We start from the raw sequence: 23,491 nt of genomic DNA on the forward strand, positions 1-23,491 counted from the left end.
CATCCAGAAGATTTCAATTCAGGCACAACGAGAGGAGATCAAGATGCGTTCCGGAAAAATCCTGGTTGCTCAAGGCGGCGGTCCGACAGCGGTAATCAATCAGTCGCTGGCTGGTGTGGTGCTTGAAGCGCGCCGCTTCCCCGACATCGAGCGGGTCTACGGCGCGAGGCACGGCGTGCGCGGCATCGTGAACGAGGACTTCCTCGATCTGACGCAGGAAACCAGCCACAACATGGAGTTAGTGGCGAACACCCCCTCCTCCGCGCTGGGTTCCACGCGCGACAAGCCGGACGTCAAGTATTGCCAGGACATCTTCGAAGTGCTGCGTGCGCACGGAATCGGCAGCTTCTTCTACATCGGCGGCAATGACTCGGCCGATACGGTGCGCATCGTCAGCGCCGAGGCGCAGAAAGCGGGCTATCCGCTGCGCTGCATTCACGTGCCGAAGACGATCGACAACGATCTGGTCGGACATGACCATACGCCCGGTTTCCCTTCCGCGGCGCGCTTCGTGGCGCAGGCCTTTGCCGGCGCGAATCTGGACAACGCCTCCCTGCCCGGCGTGTACGTCGGCGTGGTGATGGGACGCCATGCCGGTTTCCTGACGGCGGCATCGGCCATGGGAAGGAAGTTTCCCGATGATGGGCCGCACCTGATTTATTTGCCGGAGCGCACCTTTGCGATCGACAGCTTTCTGGCTGACGTGAAGACGGCATATGAACGTTTCGGGCGCTGCGTGATTGCCGTGTCCGAAGGCATCCACGATGCATCGGGCGCACCGATCGCCAGCCTGCTGGCGAAGGAAGTGGAGCGCGATGCGCATGGCAACGTGCAACTGTCCGGCACCGGCGCGCTGGCCGATCTGCTGTGCGAGGAAATCAAGTCGAAGCTGAGGATCAAGCGCGTGCGCGGCGACACCTTCGGCTATCTGCAGCGTTCTTTCATCGGCTGCGTGTCCGACGTGGATCAGCGCGAAGCGCGCGAGGCCGGCGAGAAGGCAGTGCAGTTCGCGATGTGGGGCGAGCGCGACGGCTCGGTCGCGATCAAGCGCATCGGCGACTATGCGGTCGATTACGAATTGCTCGCGCTGGATGCGGTCGCCGGCAAGACGCGCGTGATGGAAGATGAATTCATCTCCGCCAGCGGCACCGACATCACCGATGCCTTCCGCCGCTATCTGCGTCCGCTACTGGGATCCGGCATGCCAGACGCATTCCGGCTGCGGGCGAGTCCGGTTGCGAAGGTGCGTGGCAAGTGACGGGCATTGCGCGCTGAACAACGACGCGTCCGGCATCATATTCCCGCAGATGCCGTTCCCTCCATTGCGCGCGAATATTTTCCGGCGCGCGCCAGTCCGTTCAACTGGCAGCGCGCGAAAAATGCCTTTTGCGCTTCGTCCGCATTGTCTTCCTGCCCCTTCCACGCCGCCAGCACCGGCGCCTGCAAGGCGCGCCCGTAAGAGAAGCTGACTTGCCACGGCTGCGGCCCCATCATGTTCATCGCGTTGAGATGATCGGTGGCATCCGCCGCGCTCTGTCCGCCGGACAGGAACACGATGCCGGGAACCGCCGCCGGTACATGGCGCTTGAGGCAGCGCAGCGTCGCTTCGGCGACTTCATGCACGCTGGCCTGCTGTGCGCATTTCATGCCGGGGATCACCATGTTCGGCTTGAGCAGCATGCCTTCCAGCACGATGCAATGCGCATCCAACTCGATGAATACCTGCTCCAGCACTTCTGACGTGACGGCTTCGCAGCGCTCGATGCCGTGCGCGCCGTCCATCAAGACTTCCGGCTCCACGATCGGCACGATGTCGACCTCCTGGCACAGCGCGGCGTAGCGCGCCAGCGCATGGGCGTTGGCGCGAATCGCAAGCGGCGTCGGAACCGCATGCGCATCAACCTCGATCACGGCGCGCCATTTCGCGAACTGCGCTCCGAGTTGCTTGTATTCCGCCAGCCGCTCGCGCAAGCCGTCCAGCCCTTCCGTGATTTTTTCCGCTGGATGCATCGCCAGGATCTTCGCGCCCTTGTCCACCTTGATGCCGGGAATGATGCCTCGACTCGACAGCAGCGTCGCGAAGGGAGTGCCGTCCTTCGCCGCTTGACGCAGCGTTTCGTCATAGAGAATGACGCCGCCCAGATATTGCTCGACGCCTGCGGTAGTAAACATCAGCTCGCGGTAGCGGCGGCGGCTTTCTTCCGTGCATTCCACCTGGATGGAATCGAAGCGCTTCTTGATCGTCGGCCCGCTTTCATCCGCAGCCAGGATGCCCTTCTGCTGCGCAACGATGGCGCGCGCCACCGATTTCAGTTCGTCGATATTCATTGCGGTCTCCTGTGAACTCCAATGACGCATCCCGACAAGCACTGAAACCATGCTGTCACTGATGATGTGACATCGCCATATGCAATTGATTCGAGCTTGATTTCCAACATGTGTCCATGCAGACACATGAACGTTGCGATACGGAATTGATCATCGTTGCCTGTAAGATTTCTTTTTCTTGCGCAAGCGCAATGCGAGGGGTTTGTTGCCTGATTACATTAACGACAACTTTCCTGAGATTAACCAAAAGGAGCACACTCATGACGCGAACCATGCAGAGAAAACTCATTCCGCTTTACCTCTCGCTATTGATGGCCGGTTGCGGTGGCGGCGGTGGAGACTCCAGCGGCAATGCAAATCCGAATACCAAAGGCACCACAACGCCGACCGACCAATCGAACTCGGCAAGCGACACAGCGATGATGATGAGCTGCAACGATGGATTCCAGTGCAGCGGCGGCAGCGTCATCCGGACCGACAACGGCGTGACATTGACGCGCTCCGGCGTGCAGGTCTACGGCAAGTCGACCAGCGACCTCGCCGCAGTGATCGCCGATCCGACCACCGCCACCGGTCTCGCTCTGGCGTCCGGCGGATTGGCCGAAGTGCGGCTCGCACGGGATGCGAGCGGCGTGATCTCGAAGGCGGAACTGATATTGCGTACGCTGGGCCTGTCGTGGGATGGCAAGGTCGAGCGGCCGGTGATCGTCGAAACCTTCGATCCCACTCAGGGACGCACCGTACTCGGCACAAACGATGCGATCACTTCGCTCGCGCTGCCGCCGAGCTCCGATCTCGACTTCTTCGACTTTGCGCGCAAGGACGTTGCCGCTACGCAGGCCAACTATGCGAACAACCGCTATTTCCCGCGTACCGGAAATCCGTCGCGCTGCGCACCGGCTGCCGCCTTCTGCCCCGACATCGAGACCGCCGGGCTGGCTTTTCATCAGGGCGATTGGCGCAGCGGCGGCAGCGATCCCGACGTGGCGAGAGCCGGTCGTCTGCATGGCGACGGCGATGTCCATGCCGGCAACGATGTGCCGGACGCGGGCGGCAATCCGACCGCTCTTCCCGGCGGCAACGGCTTCAGCGTTCCCTTCCCCGGCTCGAAGGGCTATCGCAGCTTCGACGGCTTGAGCTTCCAGTACGGCAACCTGGCTGCATGGACCACGCAGGACACCGTGCTGCTCAATGAATGGGCCCGCCTGGGCAAGGAGCACAACAAGAACCGCCGCGGCATCGTCGCGTTCGGCAAGGTCGCCGCACCCGCCAGCATTCCGGCCAGCGGCACCGCCGTGTACACCGGTATTGCCTATGGCTGGTACGCACGCAATGCGTCCGACGACGCGATACCGTTCCGCGGGAACGCCTCGGTCACGGTGAATTTCGCTGCACGCGAAGTCATCGTCACGGTCGACCAGACGGTGAGCAACGACGCTGCGGCGACGGCGTTACCGGTCACGCTGCGGGCAACGACAGCAATGGGCGCGGCCGGCGCAAGTACCGCGAACTACCTGACCGGCACGGTGGACAACGGCACGCTGAAGGGTGGATTGAGCGGCCGCTACTTCGGCCCCGAAAACACCGCTGCCGCGATTCCCGCAGAGATCGGCGGCGCGTTCTCGCTCTCGAACGACACCTCCGGCCAGACTGCAATTGGCGGTTTCATCGGGCGCAGACAGTAAGGCATCGCATATTGACGGGCGGCCGCTGCTGCAAGGCGCGGTCGCCTTGTTTTTTCGTGAAAAAGCAAGCAAGAGGGGTTTTACATTCCAGCCACGTCGCCAATGCTGGTTTTTCAGTTTGCAACGATGAATTCTGTTGCAAACCTCCTTTTATGGCACATGCATGCCGGGCTTTGAGAGCACTTTATTAGGGCCTCTCGTGATTACGCTGTTCTCTGTTGTTTAGGTCGTGATCAGTGATTTCGGCAGATCGCACTCGTTCATTTCGGGGCGATCAGCGGAATGCCGATACCTTGGCCGCCCATACGAACCAGCCGTCGGCTCTGCCCAATGGTCCGGTTTCGAATGATATCCGGCCGTTCAATGAAAATTGTCGTCAGACAGCAGTCGGCCAGGAACGGCCCCACGCGACCGGCCGCTTTCGGGGCGCTTCGCATGAGCGCTTCCGGCTCTCGTGACGCATGCCCGTATCGCAGGCGCTCCTGGGCGCGGCGCACGCAGGGCTCAGGTTCTCTCAAGTGGGGACTTGGCGCTGCGCTTGCGGCGCGCTTGCTCGGCCTCCGCAAGTGCCTGGCGTACGAGCGACCGAGCCGCCCAGGCGGCGGCGTCGAGTGCCTCGTCGATGCTCGCGCGGCTGATGTCGCGCACAGCGATCAAAGCCTCGGTGCCCATCACGATTGTCAGCGCCTGCTTCAGCCGCTTGCGCGCCGCCGGCGTTAACACGTCCTTCAGCGAGTCGACGATCGGCTCGATGTAGTTCATGCGCCGGCCCGGCCGCAACGGCGTCTCATGCGACTCACTTTCGAGCCACACCGTCATGAACGAACGCTCCATGACGTGCAGGCCGACTTCGTCGGCGATCAAGAGCCGGTTCAACTCGTTCGCCGCCCGGCCAATGCCCTCGACGGGGTCGTCGCCCGGTTGCCAGAAGCGCTCGAGCGGCTTCATGCCACGATCGGTCGCGGTCTCGCGAATCAGCGCCTCGATCGATGGGAAGTAGCGATACGCCGTGGCGCGCGACACCAGCGCGCGCTCGGCGACTTCCGCCAAGGTGGGGTTGTGGCCCTCGTCGCGCAATGCGAGGGCGGCATCGATAAGCGCCTGACGCGTGCGGCGCCTCTGGTTGGCGCGGCCTTCCGGATCAGTGTCGCTGAGCGGTGGGCTTGACTTTGTGGTTGGCATGGAAAATAATGAGATAAATGTCTCATAATGAGACGATGGTCTCATTATACACGCTTATTCAACCAACCAAGCAGGAGGGTGTCTCTTATGGATGCTGAGTTGCAACAGCGATTCGATCGCATGATTGACCGCCATTTCCGTTTCGAGGCCGAAGACGATATCGACGGTGTGTTGAGTACGATGGTCGACGACGTCGAGCATGATGTCGTGGGATATCCCACCGGGCCGGTGCGCGGCAAGACCGCAGCGCGGGGCTTCTACGACAGCCTGTTCGCCGATCTTGCCGGCGAGAAGGTGACCACGCTACGCCGCTACTACGGCCCGGACTTCGTCGTCGACGAAAGTCTGTGGGAGGGCACCGCGCCTGGCACGCCGTTCGGCATTCCGGGGCACGGGCGGCGCCTGGCTTTCCGGCTGCTGCACGTCTTCGACATGGCACCGGACGGCCAGATCAGGCGCGAGAACGTCTGGCTCGACTTCGCATCCATCCTTCAGCAACTGAACGCGCCGCACGGCGCATGAGGAGCACGTCATGACTCACAACCTCCGTTCGCGCGCATGGTTTCGGCTCGCCGCCGCCTACTTCGCAGTCGGCGTGATGCTCGGCGTGGCGATGGGCGCTTCAGGCGACCACTCGCTGTTCCCGGTACATGCCCACATCAACCTGCTGGGATGGGTGTCGATGGCGCTGTTCGGGCTCATCGGCACAGTGCATCCGTCGATCAACGAGGGGCGCATCGCTGCCTGGCAGTTCTGGATGTACAACGTTGGTGCCCCAGTGATGCTCGGCGCACTGGCACTGCGCATCAAGGGCTTCCAGTCGGCCGAACCATTGATCGGTATCGCATCGATCGTCGTCGGCTGCAGCGTGCTGCTGTTTGCGTGGCTGGTATTCACGCGCATCGGCGCACGGCCCGAGAGCTTGAGCAGCGCGACGCGCGAATTGCGCGCATCGTAGTACTCGGACAACCAGCGGCAGCTTTCAGGCGGCGTGTCGGCGTGGTGTGAGCGTCCGCCTCGGGTCGACTGCGTCATTTCTTGCCAGACGGGCGACAGTCCGGAAGCCAACCTATAGCCGCCGCTCCTAGTGATCGTCAATCCGGCGCTGTGCGGCCAGGAACAGACCCTCATAGTGTAGTGGTCTAATTTACACAGACACCTCGATAGGTGGATCATTCACCTATCGAGGGAGTTATATGAACAAGAAACGCAGGGAGCGCCGGGACTTCGACGCGAACTTCAAGCTGGAAGTGGTGCGGATGGTAAAAGACCAGGGTTTGAGCATTGTCCATGTTTGCCAGAGCATGGACCTGGTGGACTCAGTCGTACGACGCTGGATCAAGCAGCATGAAGCCGAGTTGGAAGGCCAGCCGGGTATCGGCAAGCCGCTGACGGCGGAGCAGCAACGCATCCGCCAGTTGGAAGCCGAGAACCGTCAATTACGCGCGGATAACGACCTATTAAAAAAAGCCTCGGCCTTCTTTGCGCGCGAACTGAAATGACTTATCGCCTGATTCATCAGTTGCAACAGAAGGCCGTTCCTGTCCAGCAGGCATGCCGGGTATTGGCGGTCAGCCGTGCCGGTTACTATCAACATCGGCGGCGTGGCGAGCGCAAGGCCGACGTCGTCGCCAGCGTTCAGCTCAAGGCGGCCTTTGTTGCCAGCGGCAAGTCTTACGGCAGCCGTCGCCTGTGTCGCGCGTTGCAAGCGCAAGGCGTGATCATTGGCCGCTACCGCGTGCGGCGCTTGATGCGGGAGGCCGCAGTACGCCCTGTGTGGAAGCGCAAGTTCATCCACACCACCGACAGCAGGCACGCGTTGCCGGTGGCGGACAATGTGCTGGATCGCCAATTCGACGTGGCCGCGCCGAATCGCGCCTGGGTGTCGGACATTACCTATGTGCGCACCCGGCAAGGCTGGCTGTATCTGGCCGCCGTGATGGATCTGTTCTCGCGCAAAGTGGTGGGCTGGGCGATGGCACCGACCATGCCGGCCGAACTGGTCGCGTCGGCGTTATGCATGGCACTGCAACAACGCCAGCCGCCGCGCGGATTGCTGCTGCATTCAGACCGGGGAAGCCAGTATGCAAGTCTGGGGTACCAGGCGCTGCTTGAGCAGCACGGCATCGTCTGCAGCATGAGCCGCAAGGGCAATTGTTGGGACAATGCCGTGATGGAGCGCTTCTTCCTGAACTTGAAAATGGAACGGGTATGGCAGCGCGATTATGCCAATCATGGCGAGGCCCAACGCGACATCGCCGATTACATCGTCAGCTTTTACAACTGCACCCGTTTGCATTCAACCTTGGGTTATCTGCCACCCGCCGCTTATGAACAGAAAATGGCCGCAATTTTACCTATCGGGGTGTCTGAAAATACTTGACCACTACATAGAGCCTGTCAGATACCCAAAGCAGACATCACAGCGTTCTTCATCGCAAGGCGTCGCGCAGTATTAAGTTGCGTTATTTTCATGTTCTTGCCAGAGGGAAGATGGCCTAAAACTCAGTCAACTTAATACTGCGCAACGTCTAAGGGACGGATGCGATTTAGGATTCAGGCTGCACCGGCCTGCGGCGTTTCATGGAGGGTGTTGGCGAAATTAAGTGCCGATTTACAACTCCCGCATCGAAGCGTCCCTGACTGGGCCGTTCCCTCGGGCGAGCCGCAGTCGCCGTAGGCAATCAGTTTAGGGTGCCGTCGTTTGCTTCCAGATACACCGTTCGAATACCGTCGATTGCTCGCCCTATCGCCTTAATTGAAAAAATTTATTACACAATCACTAACAACAGCCTACGCTTATTAACAGTGGCCCACGCTTAATTGATAGGCGCCTACGCTTGACTTTCTTCCGGCAGAAATTACCCCAAAGAAGTGCCACCTAACCGATGGAGGATCGATATGTCCGACAAACAAAACACCCAAAGTGTCAGCGAAAGCGAAAGTCCTGCAATCCCCTCCCCAACTCCTAAGGTCAGCCAGCCGAGGACGAACAGGGACTGGTGGCCGAATCAGATGGATCTGTCGGTGCTCCATCATCACTCGCACATGTCCAATCCGCTGGCGGAGGATTTCGACTACGCAGAACACTTCAAGTCGCTCGATGTCGAGGCGCTCAAGCAGGACCTCATCGAGGTCATGACGACGTCGCAGGACTGGTGGCCGGCCGACTACGGTCACTATGGACCGTTGCTCATTCGCATGACGTGGCACGCCGCCGGGACGTATCGCATCGCCGATGGCCGCGGCGGCGGCGGCGAGGGCCAGCAGCGGTTTGCCCCCCTCAACAGCTGGCCGGACAACGTGAATCTCGACAAGGCGCGGCGGCTGCTCTGGCCCATCAAGCAGAAGTACGGCCAGAAAATCTCGTGGGCCGATCTGCTGATCCTGGCCGGCAACGTGGCTTATGAATCGATGGGCTTCAAGACATTCGGCTTCGGTTTCGGCCGGCCCGACGTCTGGGAGCCCGAGGACATCTTCTGGGGTCCTGAGGACACTTGGCTCGGAGGAGACGCACGCTATAGCGGCGACCGGGAACTCGCCAAGCCGCTCGCCAACGTGCAGATGGGCCTCATCTACGTGAATCCCGAAGGGCCCGGCGGCAAACCCGATCCGGCGGCTGCTGCCCGGGACATCCGCGAGACCTTCGCACGCATGGCGATGAACGACGAGGAGACGGTTGCACTCATCGTGGGCGGCCACACGGTCGGCAAGACCCATGGTGCTGGGCCGGCGGTTGACAACGTCGGTCCGGAACCCGAGGGCGCCCCTATCGAGCAGCAGGGCCTGGGCTGGAAGAGCAAGTACGCTAGCGGCAAGGGCTCCCACGCGATCAGCAGCGGCCTCGAAGGCGTATGGACCAACAACCCGACGAAGTGGGACAACGGATTCCTCGAGAACCTGTTCAAGTACGAGTGGGAGCTCACGACGAGCCCCGCCGGTGCGAAGCAGTGGACGCCGAAGAATCCCGAGGCGAAAGACACCGTGCCGGATGCGCACGACCCGTCGAAGCGGCATACCCCGACGATGCTGACCACAGACCTGTCGCTGAGAATCGACCCGATCTACGCGCCGATTGCGAAGCGCTTCCACGAGAACCCGGACCAGCTCGCCGACGCGTTCGCCAAAGCCTGGTTCAAGCTGCTTCACCGAGACATGGGGCCCCGCTCACGCTATCTGGGACCCTGGGTTCCCGAGGCGCAACTTTGGCAAGACCCGGTACCACCCGTTGATCATGAGCTGATCGGCGATCAGGACATCGCCGCCCTCAAGCGCACGATCCTCGACGCGGGTCTGTCCGTCCCTGAGCTGGTTTCCACGGCTTGGGGAGCCGCGGCCAGCTTCCGTGGTACCGATAAACGCGGTGGCGCCAACGGAGCGCGGATTCGCCTTGCTCCGCAAAAGGATTGGGAGTCCAACGAGCCGCCGCGGCTGGCAAAGGTCCTGACGACCCTCGAGCAGATCCAGAAGGACTTCAACGGCGCGCAATCGGGCGGCAAGAAGGTTTCGCTTGCCGACCTGATCATCCTCGGCGGTTGCGCTGCTGTCGAGGATGCGGCTAGAAAGGCGGGATACAACCTTACCGTCCCGTTCGCGCCAGGTCGCACCGATGCCTCGCAGGAGCAGACGGATGAGAAGGTCTTTGATGTGCTTGAACCGATCGGCGACGGTTTCCGCAACTATTTCCGGGCGGAAGATCCGCTGTCGCCGGAGACCCGCCTCCTGGACCGGGCCAACCTCCTGAAGCTGACCGCGCCCCAGATGACGGTTCTCCTGGGCGGCATGCGCGTGCTCGATGCGAACCACGGGCAATCGAAGCACGGCGTGTTCACCGACCAGCCGGGCACGTTGAGCAACGACTTCTTCGTGAACCTGCTCGACCTCGGCACGGCGTGGAGACCTTCCGTCTCGGAGAAGAACGTGTACGAAGGCAGCGATCGCGCTACGGGCAATCCGAAGTGGACCGCGACCGCCGCTGATCTCGCTTTCGGCGCCCATTCTCAACTGCGCGCGCTGGCCGAGGTATATGCGAGCGACGACGGGAAGGAGAGGTTCGTGCGCGACTTCGTGGCGGCGTGGAACAAGGTCATGAACCTCGATCGCTTCGACCTCCTCGCGCGGGGCAACGGTCGACGCGCGGTTGTCGCCGCGTCCTAAACGAGTGTGACGACACCGCTGCAGCAAGCGCAGGCGCCCCTTCGGAGGGACGTCTGCGCCGCGTTGCTTGGGCGCGGCGCGCAACATCACATGAGGCATGCCCATGGATCAAGACACCGCGAATCTGATTGTTCTCCTCAACTCGGTTGCTGTCTCCGTGGAAGAGTTGGTTTTTGCGAGCCACGAAGTTCATAAGCTTCCGCCTGAGCAACGGAATTGGGAGGACAAACGACCTGCGTTGCGCGTCTCTTTAAAGAGCAGCATTACAAGGCGTTTGCAGTTCACTCCAGGCTGCAAGCCATGGCTGCCCTTATCACAAGCGGCAAACTCCCTCTGGTCCTTGTCGCTGAAATGAGCGATGGCGGTCGAATGGTTGCTGAACCGATTTTTGTTGCTGCCGCGAAAGAATCGATTCTCTTTATGGAGAAGGAGCCGTTCTTCAATGCCGAATCCTTCATTGAAGCGGTACTCCGACACAGTGGCGTGGATGGGCATGCGTAGCCGCGCGTTCGAGGCGAAAGCGGTTCAGCGTTACGCGCTTCACGGCGCCACTCATGCTACGGGTGCCTGCTCGGTTAGCGCATGCATGCGCCGCAGGTGTGAAGGTGCGCATCACTCGCCAGCGTATGGTCGGAAGAATTCGCCCGACACAGTGTTGCGGACATAGCAGCCGGAGTAACGACCGGCCACCTGTCACCTACCATTCAATGGTTAGCGAAGAACGAGCGGGATCTCTCGCCGCGAACGTTAGCTTTTGGGTCGCGTTGCGTCCCTTGGTCGTTTAGCGCTTTCGGCCACGAACAGCCTGGAGGACATTCGAATAGTAGTTTCAAATTGGAGACGAAAATGAGTGAACTACGGTATCCAAACGAAAGCAGAGAGTATCGCGATGCGCGCGAATCATTGCTCAAAGACGAACAAGAGCTTATCGACAAAGTAAGGTCTGTGGCAGAAAGACGCCGCAATCTCCCTCTCGGCGGGCAGTTGAAAGAGGACTACGTCTTCCAATGGGCCAACGATGGGAAAGTAGGGAAAAGTGTGAAATTCTCCGAGCTATTTGGGGACAAAAACACCCTGCTGCTTTACTCATTTATGTACGGTCCGAACTGGGACAATCCCTGTCCTTCCTGTACGTCGCTGGTCGATGGGTTTGATCGAACCTGGTATCAGGTCACTCACCACGCCGCGTTTGTCGCAATTGCCAAAGCCCCGGCCGAGAAAATCAATGCGTGGGCTAAACAACGTGGATGGTCGCAGATTGCGCTGGTTTCAGGATCGGAGTCTCCCTATCAAGCCGATTACAAATGCCAGGGCGACTCTGATGATATGCAATGGCCGGTGATGCATGTATTCAGGAAGCAGGATGGAAAGATTTTTCATTTCTGGGGAACTGAATTGTCGGCGAATCATGTCGACACGGTGTGGCCGTATTGGAATCTCATGGACTTTACGCCAGAGGGTCGGCCAGACATTCCCACGCCGCCACAAAATTTCAGGTCCGAATTCTTGGAAAAAAACTATCCTGAATAAGGGGTAGTTTGGCGCCCAATCACGCGGACTTGTGAATAGTGAGGCAATCTGCAAAGCTGTCATCAAGTCGTCTTCACAAAGACAGACTCCAATGTCGCCTCCGGGTCGATCTCGCCAATTCGCGAGCCGCTTTCGAACGTCGGCTCCACGGCATTGAGTAGCCGTTCACAGCAGCCAATCAGATTTCCGTAGCCGGCCATGAGCGGTCACTCACGACAGTTGCCGTGGCGGACGATCGCGCGGATGCGCCACCTTAAGGAACGCCAATTGCTTAAGAAATCGGGCAGTCTTTATGGTTTGAGCCATGTACTTCTTATCCTCCGTAGGAGAACGAAAATGGTCAGCAAGAACACGATTTGTCTCTGGTTCAACGGCACCGCAGCAGAAGCCGCGCAGTTCTACGCCGAGACGTTTCCAGACAGCGCGGTGGGAACGATCCATCGCGCACCCGGCGACTATCCCGCTGGCAAGCAGGGCGACGTCTTGATGGTCGAGCTCACCGTGATTGGCATCCCTTGTATCGGCCTGAACGGGGGCCCGGCGTTCAAGCACAACGAGGCTTTCTCCTTCCAGGTTGCGACCGACGACCAGGCCGAAACCGACCGCTTGTGGAATGCGATTGTCAGAAACGGCGGTCAGGAAAGCGCATGCGGCTGGTGCAAGGACAAGTGGGGCCTGTCGTGGCAGATCACGCCACGCGCCCTCATTGCCGCGATCGCCGATCCTGATCGCGCGGCGGCCAAGCGCGTTTTCGAGGCGATGATGCAGATGGGGAAGATCGACATTGCTGCGATCGAGGCGGCTCGGCGCGGTTGACGCTCATTGGTCGTCCTTTTCTGCTGGTCGTAAACGGCTGCTTTGGGTCTAGGCTGTGTGAAAACGAGGCTTTTTAGTAAACGAACTTACGTCTAAAGCATCAAACGGATACTGCCTACTACGTTGGGAGATCCGGATGAAGCGCTATATTGAGGGAGCCGACCGTACCCAGAGCATTCTTTTTCCCGCGGCATTGGACGACTATGTAGCTGATGACAACGCAGTCCGGGTCATCGACGCATTCGTCGACACGCTCAACCTCGAAGGACTCGGGTTTGGGTGAACAGTACCGGCTGATACCGGAAGGCCGTCCTGCCATCCGTCAGTCCTGCTGAAGATCTACATCTACGGCTATCTCAATCGTATTCAATCCAGTCGACGCCTGGAGCGTGAGACGCAGCGAAACGTCGAACTGATGTGGCTCAGCGGCCGGCTTACACCCGACTTCAAGACGATTGCCGACTTCCGCAAGGACAATGGCGAGGCAATCCGCGCCGTGTGCCGGCAATTCGTCTATCTCTGCCACAAGCTGAACATGTTCGAGGGCGGCGAGGTGGCCATCGACGGCAGCAAGTTCAAGGCGGTGAACAACCGTGACAAGAACTATACGCAGCGCAAGCTCAAGACCCGGATCGAACAGGTCGAGGACAGTATTGCCCGGTACATGGAAGAACTCGACCGGGCGGATCGGCAACCGGAGTTCTCGACCTGCGGGCGCGTCAAGCACATCAAGGACAAGATACGGTCATCACCGCCGGACGCATGCCGCGCATTTCTTCGAGGTGGCGGATCAGCCGGTGCAAGATCACGATGATGGTAAGCGCGGCGGAAGCGGATCGCCGCTTCGCATTGCTGGCACAGGAAAACGTGCATCTGTTTTACGTCAGGATGCCGGCCGAGTTCGGCATGCCGGGCACTGCCGAATCCTGAATCGCCAGGCGAGAACTCGCCAGTGAAACGATCTGCCGCCTGGCGGCCCGGATGTGTTGAGGTCATAATGTCCGCCATTGTTCCTGTCAGAGGCACCATGTCCAGCGCAACACATCCTTCTCCGGATTCCGCAAAGGTGTTCGAATCTCTCGCGGCTGCACGACAGCAGCACACCCAGTCTGAAATCGCGGCCCATCTAGGCGTCCATGTGAGCACGATACGCCGCTGGGAAGCGCGGCTGTCGCAACCGCCAGTCCGGATCGTGCATGCGCTGCAGCAACTGCTCCCTGCGCCGCCGGCCGCGACCGAGGATGCCGCGTTCACCTTCATCGACCTGTTCGCCGGCATCGGCGGCATCCGGAAGGGATTCGAGGATGCTGGCGGACGCTGCATTTTCACCAGCGAATGGGACGCCTACTCACGCAAGACCTACACGGCGAATTTTCCGGCGACGCATGCCATCGCCGGCGACATCACGCAAATCGGCGAGGATGACATTCCCGATCACGATGTGTTGCTCGGCGGCTTTCCCTGCCAGCCCTTCTCGATCGCCGGCGTGTCGAAGAAGAACTCGTTGGGGCGGGCGCACGGATTTTCCTGCGACACGCAGGGAACCCTGTTCTTCGACGTGGCGCGCATCATCGCGCAAAAGAAACCGAAGGCCTTCCTGCTGGAGAACGTCAAGAACCTGCAATCGCACGACAAGGGACGTACCTTCGATGTCATTCACCGGACGCTGACGCACGAGCTCGGCTATGACGTCCACTACCGCGTCATCGATGGCGCCCATTTCGTCCCGCAGCATCGCGAGCGCATCATCATCGCCGGCTTCCGCGAGCCGGTCGCATTCGACTGGAACACGCTGAACCTTCCGCAAAAGGGCAGCAGGAAGCTCAAGGATATTCTGCATCGCACCGATGGCTCCGAACCGCTGCTGCCATGGGACCAGGACCGATTCTTCGACCACAGGAAGCGCAAGGTCAACGACAAGTACACCCTGACGGATGGCCTGTGGACCTATCTGCAGGCATACGCGGAAAAGCATCGTGCCAGGGGCAACGGATTCGGCTTCGGACTCGCGGGAAAAGAGTCGGTGACGCGCACGCTGTCGGCGCGCTATTACAAGGATGGTTCGGAAATCCTCGTCGATCAGGGCAAGCGCAGGAATCCGCGCCGGCTGACGCCGCGGGAATGCGCGCGGCTGATGGGCTTCCCCGACACCTACGTGATCCCGGTCTCGGACACGCGCGCCTACAAGCAGTTCGGCAACTCGGTGGTGGTCGATGTCATGCGCGAAATGGCGCGCGTGATGCGCCCCTTCATTTCCCCGGAAGGCACGCTTGCACCGCAACGTCCGATATTGGCCGCCTGATGGTTGACGTCGTCGACAAGTCGACGCGCAGCAGAATGATGGCAGGCATCCGGGGGAAGGATACGTCGCCCGAGTTTGCGGTTCGTCGATTCCTCCATGCGCGCGGACTGCGATACCGCCTTCATGTCAAACAACTGCCGGGCAAGCCCGATCTCGTATTCGCCCGATACAACGTCGCCTTGTTCGTGCACGGCTGCTTCTGGCATCGGCATGCCGGATGCCGATATGCGACCACGCCGGCCAGCAACACCGATTTCTGGCAAAAGAAGTTCGACGACAACCAGCGCCGCGACAGGAAAGTCGTGAAGGAACTGCAAAAGGCGGGATGGCGCGTGCTTGTCATATGGGAGTGTGAAATCAACGAGAGCAGACTTGCTTCGTTGTATCGCCGGATTACAAAGGCGGAATGATCCGGGAACGACGCCACGCGCGTCGTTCGCACATCACGACCCGGCCGCCGGACATGGCACCGGGCCCGCCACCGATGCCGAACCTCCCCATTGCCCTCAAGCCATCTTTCCCCGCACCGGATCGCTTTTCCCGATGCCGATCAAGGTTTGATGCAATTTCATTGGCATCATGAGCATTCAGACGTGACGATCCATCATCAGCCGTTCCAGCCGACTGCTTCACCCATTTGGGAGGCCAGCATGACCAGTCAAGCCGAAGACAGGAAACAACAGTTGCTTGCCGGCATGTGCGATTTTGCACGGGACCGCTTGCAGCAGGATGGCTTTGCAACCATTCAGCCCTTTCTCGCGCATTACTACGCGCAAGTCGGGGCGGATGGCGTGCTTGGCACGAACGTCGAGGATTTGTATGGCGCCGCCCTTGCTCACTGGCAGCTTGCGCGCGGCTTCGTCAGCGGCGCTCCGCGTGTGCATGTGTATAACCCGGAACTCGAAGAGCATGGCTGGAAGTCCGCGCATACGGTGATCGAGATCGTCAATGACGACATGCCCTTTCTGGTCGATTCAGTGACGATGGAAATCAACCGGCTTGGCCTGACGCTGCATTCCGCCATCCATCCCGTGTTTCGCGTGTGGCGCGATGCGCAGGGCCGCATCGAGAAACTGCAGCCGGCGTCGGACAATCTTCCCGAGGGCTCCACACACGCCACGCTGGAGTCCTGGATGCATTTCGAGGTGGACCGCTGCAGCGAACCGGAGAAGCTCGAAGCACTGCGCACCGGCATCGCCAAGGCATTGAGCGATGTTCGCGCAGCGGTGACGGACTGGCCGGCGATGCTGGACGCGGCCCGGCGCAGCATCAAGGAGCTGGCGGACGATCATCAAGGCGATGCAGCCCGCCAGGCCGAGGTCACGGAAGCCCGGGCGTTTCTGGAGTGGCTGACGGCAGGGCATTTCATCTTCCTCGGCTACCGCGACTTTGATCTGATCACGAAGGATGGCGACAATTTCCTTCAGGGAAAAGCCGATACCGGTCTGGGCATCCTGCGCAGTAGCGCACGCGCCCAGGAAGGCGATGCCGCCAGACTGTCGGCAGGGGCGCGGCGCATCATCGAAGCGACGTCGCCGCTGTTCCTGACCAAGGCCGACTCCCGCGCCACCGTTCACCGTCCGGGCCATCTCGATTACGTCGGCGTCAAGCGCTACGGTGCGGACGGCAGGGTGATCGGCGAACACCGCTTTCTCGGCCTCTATACCTCGCCGGCCTACAGTGGCTCGACCAGCGACATCCCCATGGTCTGCAAGAAGGTGGCGAACGTGATCGGCCGTACCAGCTTTGTGCATGGCGGGCATCTGGCGAAGGCCTTCGCCGCGATCCTCGATCAGTTCCCGCGCGACGAGTTGTTTCAGATCGAGGAAGACGACCTGTTCGACACGGCGATGGGCATTCTGCGGCTGGAGGAACGGCAGCGCACGCGCCTGTTCGTGCGGCGCGATGTGCTGGATCGCTATGTGTCCTGCATCATTTTCGTGCCGCGCGAAAAATACACCACGGAGTTGCGCGTGCAGATACAGAAGCTGCTGTTGAAGTCGTTCAACGGCAGCAGTGTCGAGTTCACTCCCCTGCTGTCGGAATCGGTGCTGGCGCGTCTTTACATCACGGTGCATGCGCGTCCGGAGGGATTGCCGAACGTGAACATCGGCGAGCTGGAAGAACAGATCGTGCAGGCCACGCGCGGCTGGGACGACGAGCTGCGCGAATCGCTGCTGGAGCGCTTCGGCGAGGAAAAAGGCAGCCTGCTGCTGCGCCGCTATGCGGGTGCGTTTCCGGCGGCGTTCCGTGCCGATTATTCGGCGCGCGCCACGGTGCGTGATATCGAATTGATGGAAAGCTTAAATGGTAGCGAGGGCAACGGCGACCCGACGATGAGCCTGTATCGACCGATCGAGGCACCTGCCCCTTCGGTGCGCCTGAAGATCTATCACGCCGCCACGCCGATCGCCCTGTCAAAGAGCCTGCCCATGCTGGAACACATGGGCGTGAAGGTGCACAACGAACGTCCCTACCGCATCGATCGCAACGAGGCGCAGCCGGTGTGGATGCACGACTTCGACATGGAGACGGCGGACGGCAGCGAGATCGACATCGGTCTCGTCAAAAAGGTTTTCGAGACCGCCGTCGCCCGCGTATGGTCGGGCGAGGCGGAGAACGACGATCTGAATCGCCTCGTCCTGCTGGCACGAATGGACTGGCGCGAAGTAGTCATCCTGCGCGCCTATGCCAGATACCTGCGCCAGGTCGGATCGACCTTCAGCAATGCCTATGTCGAACAGGCGCTCAACGGTAATCCGACGATTGCGCGCAGGCTGGTGGAGCTGTTCCTGGCGCGCTTCGCGCTCGCGTCGTCCGGCGATCGCGCCGAGCGGATGTCTGCATTGCAGCAGGAAATCGAGGAGGACTTGCAGCAGGTGCCGTCGCTCGACGAAGACCGCATTCTGCGGCAGTTCCTTGGCATGATCGATGCCACGCTGCGCACCAACTACTTTCAGCATGCTTCCGGCGATGCGCCGAAACCCTATCTCTCTTTCAAGTTCGATCCGGCCATGGTGCCGGGACTGCCCGAGCCGAAACCGATGTTCGAGATATGGGTGTACTCGCCGCGCGTCGAGGGCGTTCATCTGCGCGGCGGCAAGGTGGCACGCGGCGGCTTGCGCTGGTCGGATCGACGCGAGGATTTCCGCACCGAAGTGCTGGGTCTGGTGAAGGCGCAAATGGTGAAGAACGCGGTGATCGTGCCGGTCGGCTCCAAGGGCTGTTTCATCGTCAAGAATCCGCCTCCCGCGTCCGATCGCGACGCCTGGATGAGGGAAGGTATTGCCTGCTATCAGACCTTCCTGCGCGGCCTGCTCGACCTCACCGACAATCTGGCTGGCGGCGCGGTGGTGCCGCCAGCGGACGTGATACGCCACGACGGCGACGACCCCTACCTCGTCGTGGCCGCCGACAAGGGGACCGCGACCTTTTCCGATTACGCCAATGCGATCTCGGCGGAATACGGCTTCTGGCTCGGCGATGCGTTTGCGTCGGGCGGCTCGGTCGGCTACGACCACAAGAAGATGGGCATCACCGCGCGCGGCGCGTGGGAATCGGTCAAGCGCCACTTCAGCAAGCTCGGCGTCAATACGCAGCAGGAGGATTTCACGGTGGCCGGCATCGGCGACATGTCGGGTGACGTGTTCGGCAACGGCATGCTGCTGTCGCGGCACATCAAGTTGCTGGCCGCCTTCGACCATCGCCACATCTTCCTCGACCCAGATCCCGATCCGGCCGTCAGTTTTGCCGAGCGCGAACGCCTGTTCCGTCTGCCGCGTTCGAGCTGGGCGGACTATGAGAGCGAGCTGATCTCGCCGGGCGGCGGTGTCTATCCCCGTTCGCTGAAGGCGATTCCGATTTCACCGGAAGTCGGCGCTGCGCTCGGCATCAGCGCCGCCGAACTGTCGCCTGCGGAATTGATCCGCGCGATCCTGCTCGCGCCGGTCGATCTGCTCTACAACGGCGGCATCGGCACCTACATCAAGGCCACGCGCGAGACGCATGCACAGGTCGGCGACAAGGCGAACGACGCGATCCGCGTCAACGGCGCCGAACTGCGCTGCAAGGTGGTGGCCGAAGGCGGCAACCTTGGCGTCACGCAACTGGGCCGCATCGAATTTGCCCAGAGTAGTACCGGTGGCGGCAGCATCAACACCGATGCCATCGACAATTCGGCCGGCGTCGATTGCTCCGACCATGAAGTCAACATCAAGATCCTGCTCAACCTCGTGGTCGCCGACGGCGAAATGACGGAGAAGCAGCGCAATGTCCTGCTCGCCGACATGACGGACGACGTCGGCCGCATGGTCTTGTCCGACAACTACTACCAGACGCAGGCGCTCGCGCTGGCCCGCCATGTCGCCGCTGACATGCTGGAACCGGAGGCGCGCCTGATGCGCTTTCTCGAACAGGCGGGACGGCTCAATCGTGCCATCGAGTTTCTTCCAGCCGATGATGAAATCGCGGAACGCAAGCTCGCGAAGCAAGGCTTGTTCTCGCCAGAGCATGCCGTGCTGCTTGCGTACAGCAAAATGTGGACCTCCCACGAGATGCTCAACTCCGATCTGCCCGAAGAGCCGGTCATCGCACGCGCGCTGGCGCAGTATTTCCCGGAGCAGCTGCGCGAGCGCTACCGCACGACGATGGAGCAGCATCCGCTCAAACGCGAGATCATCGCGACCTATCAGACCAATGTGCTGGTCAACCGGGTCGGCCCGACCTTCGTGCATCGGCTGTCGGAGGAAAGCGGACGCAGCGCGGCGGACATCATGCGCGCCGGCGTCATCGCGCGCGAAGCGTTCGGCCTGGACGACATCTGGGCCGGCATCGATGCGCTGGACAACCGGATATCCGCCGATCTGCAAACGGACATGTTCATCGCCATCGGCCGTTTGATGGAATACGCGACGCTATGGTTCCTGCGTCACCACGATGCGCGCGAATCGATGGAGGCCACGGCCGCCCGGCTGCGCGTCGCGGCCGACGACCTCGGACCGAAACTGGTCACCCTGCTGGCGGCCCGCGATGCGGAAATCCTCGCCGCCAAACGCGACGCATTGATGGATGCAGGCGTGCCGCAGGAACTGGCGCGGCGTATCGCCAGCGCGGAAATCGTCGGCGCGGTGCTCGACATCGCGGAAGTCGCCAGCGCCACCAGGCGCAATCTGGAACTGGTCGCCAGCATCTATTTCTCGCTTGATGTCTACCTCAACTACAACGCAATCCGCGAACGCGTGGCGGCCTTGCCTGCGGACACGCACTGGCAGATGCTGGCGCGTACCGCCTTGCATAACGACTTGACCTCGCTGCAGCGGACGCTGACCACGGACCTGCTCAATCTGTCGCCCGCGCTCGATGCGCCGGCGCAGCTGATTGCGGCATGGCAGGCGTATAACCAGGCAACGCTGCAGCGCTATCACGGGGTCCTGGCCGATCTGCAATCGGCCAGCATGGTTGACCTGGCGATGCTGTCGGTGCTGGTGAAGGAAATGCGGGCGATCCAGACGATCCGTTACGCCGGACAGGCGAACGAGAAAGCCGTCGCCGCCAATGATTCGGGGGGGTGATTGCAGACCTGTGCCGGCAGGTCTGCACAGGATGACCAGTCTATACGCAGCGCCCGTAGACATCGTCAAACCGCACGATGTCGTCCTCGCCGAGATATTCGCCGCTCTGCACCTCGATCATCACGAGGTCCAGCACGCCCGGGTTTTCGAGCCGGTGCCTGTGCCCGGCGCGGATGAAGGTCGATTCATTGGTGCGCACGAACAGTTCGTCCTGATCATTGACGACTCTTGCCATGCCGCTGACGACGATCCAGTGCTCGCTGCGATGATGGTGCATCTGCAGTGACAGCGAAGCGCCGGGCTTGACCACGATGCGCTTGATCTTGAAGTTCGGCCCTTCTTCCAGCACGGTGTACGTGCCCCACGGACGATGCACGGTCAGGTGCAGCCGGTGGCTGTCGTGGCCCTGCTCCTTCAGTTTTGCGTACAGATGCTTCACATCCTGCGCGCGCGCCTTGTCGGCCACCAGCAGCGCGTCGGGGGTGTCGACGATGACGAGGTTCTCGATGCCCACCGCGCCGACGATGCGCTTGCCGGCCTTGATGTAGCAATTCGTCACGTCGTGCAGCAAGGCCTCGCCTTCGACGCGATTGCCGCTGCCATCCGGCTCGGCGAGATTACCCAGCGCGGTCCACGAGCCGATGTCGTTCCAGCCGATGTTGCACGGCACGACCGCGACCCGGTCTGATTTTTCCATGACGGCATAGTCGATCGAATCGTCGGGCACCTGTGCGAACAGTTCCGGATCGAGATCGAGCTGGCGCACGCCCTTGCCTTCCGCCATGCGCGACTGCGCGATGCATGTGCGGGTGGCGTCGAGTATCGCGGGGCAATGTTCCTGCATCGCCTGCAGCATCGCGCCCGCACTGAAGCAGAACATGCCGGAATTCCACAGAAAGCGGCCGGAGGCGAGGTATTGCTGCGCCTTGTCGAGCGAGGGCTTTTCCACGAAACGCAGCACCTTGCTGCCCTCGGCTTCGATGTAGCCATAGCCGGTTTCCGGCGTTTCGGGCGTGATGCCGAAGGTCACCAGATTGCCCTGTTGCGCCAGCGCCGCGGCGTCGCCAACCGCCTTGCCGAAGGCGGCCTGATCGGCGATCAGATGGTCCGCCGCCAGCACCAGCAGCAGCGCGTCGGGACCATGTGCCGCGGCGACCTGCAGCGTGGCGGCCGCGATGGCGGCAGCCGTGTTGCGGCCGCAGGGTTCGAGAATGAAGGAGAGCGCGCGCCGGTCCTGGTTGACTTCGCGGAATTCATCGTCGGCCTTGAAGAACAGTTCACGGTTGGTGACGACGAGGATGTCTTCCACATCGGGCAGCGCCGCGCCGCGCAGGAAGGCCTTCTGCAACATGCTTTGGCCATCGGCGAGCCGGATGAAAGGCTTGGGATGATGGTCGCGTGACACCGGCCAGAGGCGTGATCCTACGCCGCCGCACAGAATGATGGGAACCAGACGCATGGATACCTTTCAGCTTTGCGTTCTTCGGGATGAATTTCCGTTGCTGCAGATGGCATGCCGGAAAAAATGTTGTCACGAAGTATATCAACTGGCGCAACGGTCCTGGCCGGAGCATGCCAGCGCAAGCATCGTTTGCATGCTATGCAGCATCTTTCCACAGGCAAAATTCCCGCCTGAACAACAGGGAGAATAACGATGCTGAACGGCCTGTGGCTGGGCTTTTTTGTGATCGCCGCGCTGAGTGCGCTGGGTCGCTGGCTGCTTGGCGGTGACGCGAATGTATTCGCCGCCATGGTCGAAAGCCTGTTCGCGATGGCGAAGCTGTCGGTGGACGTGATGATCCTGCTGTTCGGCACGCTGACCCTGTGGCTGGGCTTTTTGCGCATCGCGGAAAAGGCCGGCCTGGTCGACGTGCTGGCGCGCCTGCTCTCCCCGCTTTTCCGGCGCCTGATGCCGGACGTGCCCGCCGGTCATCCGGCACTCGGCTTGATCACCCTGAATTTCACCGCGAATGCGCTGGGGCTGGACAATGCCGCCACGCCGATCGGGCTGAAGGCGATGCGCGCCTTGCAGGAACTGAATCCACTGCCGCATACGGCAAGCAATGCGCAGATCCTGTTTCTCGTCCTCAATGCCTCGTCGCTGACACTGCTGCCGGTCTCGATCTTCATGTACCGCGCACAGCAGGGCGCGAGCGATCCGACGCTGGTGTTTCTGCCCATCCTGATCGCAACCACCGCATCGACCCCGGCCGGCTTTCTGTCGGTCGCGGCAGTGCAAAGGCTCAAGCTGCGGGATCCGGTGGTGCTCGCATGGCTCGCGGGCGGCGCGCTGCTGCTGGGCGCGCTGATGGCGACGCTGGCCGGCATGTCGGCGGCAGCGCTGGCGGCGCTGTCTTCGCTTCTCGGCAACCTGGTGTTGTTCGGATTGATACTGCTGTTTCTGCTGTTCGGCGCACTGCGGCGTGTGCCGGTTTACGAAAGCTTTGTCGAAGGCGCGAAGGAGGGATTCGAGGTTGCAAGGAACCTGCTGCCGTATCTGGTCGTCATGCTGTGCGCAGTGGGTGTCTTGCGCGCATCCGGCGCGCTTGATGTCGCTCTGAACAGCTTGCGCGCGCTGGTCGAGATCGCGGGATTGGACAGTCGTTTCGTGGACGCCATGCCGACCGCGCTGGTCAAGCCGTTCTCTGGCAGCTCGGCGCGCGCCATGCTGATCGAGACGATGAAAACGACCGGCGTCGACAGCTTCCCCTCGCTGCTGGCGGCGACGGTGCAGGGAAGTACGGAAACGACCTTCTATGTGCTGGCGGTTTACTTCGGCGCGGTCGACATACAGCGTGCGCGGCATGCCGTCGGATGCGCGTTGCTGGCCGATGCGGCCGGCGTGCTGGCATCGATTGCGGTGTGCTACTGGTTTTTTGCGTAGGTCTTGCGGCAAGGGCGGGCCGGACGACCGGCATGGT

16 protein-coding genes and 1 pseudogene are annotated in these 23,491 nt (G+C 61.2%); 14 read left to right on the forward strand and 3 right to left on the reverse strand.

The features are described from left to right. Positions 1-43: 43 nt before the first annotated feature. A complete protein-coding gene (locus tag D3870_RS19635) occupies positions 44-1,258 on the forward strand; it encodes a 6-phosphofructokinase (RefSeq protein WP_119742709.1) in 1,215 nt (404 codons plus the stop codon). A gap of 35 nt (positions 1,259-1,293) precedes the next feature. On the opposite strand, the gene D3870_RS19640 is transcribed toward D3870_RS19635, so the two are convergent. Further along, entirely contained in the window at positions 1,294-2,328 is a 1,035-nt protein-coding gene (locus D3870_RS19640) for a class I fructose-bisphosphate aldolase (RefSeq protein ID WP_119742711.1), read from the reverse strand. A 260-nt stretch (positions 2,329-2,588) separates the two neighbouring features. Here D3870_RS19640 and D3870_RS19645 point away from each other — a divergent pair, with 260 nt between their 5' ends. Next, the gene (locus tag D3870_RS19645) at positions 2,589-4,013 is read left to right on the forward strand and encodes a HupA family protein (protein ID WP_147375873.1); all 1,425 of its coding nucleotides are present in this window, start codon (positions 2,589-2,591) and stop codon (positions 4,011-4,013) included. Between the two features lie 504 nt (positions 4,014-4,517). Here D3870_RS19645 and D3870_RS19650 read toward each other — a convergent pair. After that, complete coding sequence (locus D3870_RS19650; protein ID WP_119742715.1) at positions 4,518-5,195, reverse strand: TetR/AcrR family transcriptional regulator; 678 nt, start codon at positions 5,193-5,195, stop codon at positions 4,518-4,520. Between the two features lie 87 nt (positions 5,196-5,282). Between D3870_RS19650 and D3870_RS19655 the strand changes: the two genes are divergently transcribed. The 11 genes and pseudogenes from D3870_RS19655 (at position 5,283) to D3870_RS19705 (ending at position 20,570) form a co-directional block, all read left to right on the forward strand. Beyond that, on the forward strand, positions 5,283-5,717 hold the full coding sequence (locus D3870_RS19655; RefSeq protein WP_119742717.1) for a nuclear transport factor 2 family protein: 435 nt from the start codon (positions 5,283-5,285) through the stop codon (positions 5,715-5,717). Positions 5,718-5,727: 10 nt separating this feature from the next. Continuing rightward, entirely contained in the window at positions 5,728-6,153 is a 426-nt protein-coding gene (locus D3870_RS22910) for a hypothetical protein (protein ID WP_119742719.1), read from the forward strand. Between the two features lie 238 nt (positions 6,154-6,391). Next, positions 6,392-7,578 (forward strand): IS3 family transposase gene (locus tag D3870_RS19665; RefSeq protein WP_242489871.1). Its coding sequence is split into 2 segments (ribosomal slippage): positions 6,392-6,668 and positions 6,668-7,578, totalling 1,188 coding nucleotides; the frame shifts between segments, so codons are not numbered across the junction. Positions 7,579-8,096: 518 nt separating this feature from the next. Then, positions 8,097-10,352: a catalase/peroxidase HPI gene (gene katG, locus D3870_RS19670; RefSeq protein ID WP_119742721.1), complete on the forward strand. Its 2,256-nt coding sequence runs from the start codon at positions 8,097-8,099 to the stop codon at positions 10,350-10,352. Positions 10,353-10,652: 300 nt separating this feature from the next. Further along, positions 10,653-10,853: a hypothetical protein gene (locus tag D3870_RS19675; RefSeq protein WP_147375875.1), complete on the forward strand. Its 201-nt coding sequence runs from the start codon at positions 10,653-10,655 to the stop codon at positions 10,851-10,853. Between the two features lie 345 nt (positions 10,854-11,198). Next, positions 11,199-11,882: a DUF899 family protein gene (locus D3870_RS19680; RefSeq protein ID WP_119742725.1), complete on the forward strand. Its 684-nt coding sequence runs from the start codon at positions 11,199-11,201 to the stop codon at positions 11,880-11,882. A 336-nt stretch (positions 11,883-12,218) separates the two neighbouring features. Continuing rightward, a complete protein-coding gene (locus D3870_RS19685; protein ID WP_119742726.1) occupies positions 12,219-12,698 on the forward strand; it encodes a VOC family protein in 480 nt (159 codons plus the stop codon). Positions 12,699-12,834: 136 nt separating this feature from the next. Then, positions 12,835-13,440 (forward strand): annotated as a pseudogene (locus D3870_RS19690) (transposase); the annotation flags it as partial. 285 nt (positions 13,441-13,725) lie between these two features. After that, positions 13,726-15,000, forward strand: coding sequence for a DNA (cytosine-5-)-methyltransferase (dcm, locus tag D3870_RS19695; protein WP_119742728.1), 1,275 nt, complete (start codon positions 13,726-13,728; stop codon positions 14,998-15,000). Then, positions 15,000-15,410 (forward strand): very short patch repair endonuclease, encoded by a 411-nt coding sequence (locus D3870_RS19700; RefSeq protein WP_119742730.1) that lies wholly within the window; start codon positions 15,000-15,002, stop codon positions 15,408-15,410. The genes dcm and D3870_RS19700 overlap by 1 nt, the downstream gene beginning before the upstream one ends. 240 nt (positions 15,411-15,650) lie before the next feature. Next, positions 15,651-20,570, forward strand: coding sequence for an NAD-glutamate dehydrogenase (locus D3870_RS19705; RefSeq protein WP_119742732.1), 4,920 nt, complete (start codon positions 15,651-15,653; stop codon positions 20,568-20,570). Positions 20,571-20,610: 40 nt separating this feature from the next. Here D3870_RS19705 and D3870_RS19710 read toward each other — a convergent pair whose 3' ends face one another. Then, a complete protein-coding gene (locus D3870_RS19710) occupies positions 20,611-22,029 on the reverse strand; it encodes a mannose-1-phosphate guanylyltransferase/mannose-6-phosphate isomerase (RefSeq protein WP_119742734.1) in 1,419 nt (472 codons plus the stop codon). 195 nt (positions 22,030-22,224) lie between these two features. Between D3870_RS19710 and D3870_RS19715 the strand changes: the two genes are divergently transcribed. Continuing rightward, positions 22,225-23,454: a nucleoside recognition domain-containing protein gene (locus D3870_RS19715; protein ID WP_119742736.1), complete on the forward strand. Its 1,230-nt coding sequence runs from the start codon at positions 22,225-22,227 to the stop codon at positions 23,452-23,454. Positions 23,455-23,491 lie beyond the last annotated feature (37 nt).

Origin of the sequence: Noviherbaspirillum cavernae (assembly GCF_003590875.1) — a bacterium.
Classification (GTDB): Bacteria; Pseudomonadota; Gammaproteobacteria; order Burkholderiales; family Burkholderiaceae_D; genus Noviherbaspirillum; species Noviherbaspirillum cavernae.

Bases quoted from the DNA above. Each gene is read 5' to 3' on its own strand.
- D3870_RS19635 (WP_119742709.1), top strand. From the start codon at position 44: ATGCGTTCCGGAAAAATCCTGGTTGCTCAAGGCGGCGGTCCGACAGCG.
- D3870_RS19640 (WP_119742711.1), bottom strand. From the start codon at position 2,328: ATGAATATCGACGAACTGAAATCGGTGGCGCGCGCCATCGTTGCGCAG.
- D3870_RS19645 (WP_147375873.1), top strand. From the start codon at position 2,589: ATGACGCGAACCATGCAGAGAAAACTCATTCCGCTTTACCTCTCGCTA.
- D3870_RS19650 (WP_119742715.1), bottom strand. From the start codon at position 5,195: ATGCCAACCACAAAGTCAAGCCCACCGCTCAGCGACACTGATCCGGAA.
- D3870_RS19655 (WP_119742717.1), top strand. From the start codon at position 5,283: ATGGATGCTGAGTTGCAACAGCGATTCGATCGCATGATTGACCGCCAT.
- D3870_RS22910 (WP_119742719.1), top strand. From the start codon at position 5,728: ATGACTCACAACCTCCGTTCGCGCGCATGGTTTCGGCTCGCCGCCGCC.
- katG (WP_119742721.1), top strand. From the start codon at position 8,097: ATGTCCGACAAACAAAACACCCAAAGTGTCAGCGAAAGCGAAAGTCCT.
- D3870_RS19675 (WP_147375875.1), top strand. From the start codon at position 10,653: ATGGCTGCCCTTATCACAAGCGGCAAACTCCCTCTGGTCCTTGTCGCT.
- D3870_RS19680 (WP_119742725.1), top strand. From the start codon at position 11,199: ATGAGTGAACTACGGTATCCAAACGAAAGCAGAGAGTATCGCGATGCG.
- D3870_RS19685 (WP_119742726.1), top strand. From the start codon at position 12,219: ATGGTCAGCAAGAACACGATTTGTCTCTGGTTCAACGGCACCGCAGCA.
- dcm (WP_119742728.1), top strand. From the start codon at position 13,726: ATGTCCAGCGCAACACATCCTTCTCCGGATTCCGCAAAGGTGTTCGAA.
- D3870_RS19700 (WP_119742730.1), top strand. From the start codon at position 15,000: ATGGTTGACGTCGTCGACAAGTCGACGCGCAGCAGAATGATGGCAGGC.
- D3870_RS19705 (WP_119742732.1), top strand. From the start codon at position 15,651: ATGACCAGTCAAGCCGAAGACAGGAAACAACAGTTGCTTGCCGGCATG.
- D3870_RS19710 (WP_119742734.1), bottom strand. From the start codon at position 22,029: ATGCGTCTGGTTCCCATCATTCTGTGCGGCGGCGTAGGATCACGCCTC.
- D3870_RS19715 (WP_119742736.1), top strand. From the start codon at position 22,225: ATGCTGAACGGCCTGTGGCTGGGCTTTTTTGTGATCGCCGCGCTGAGT.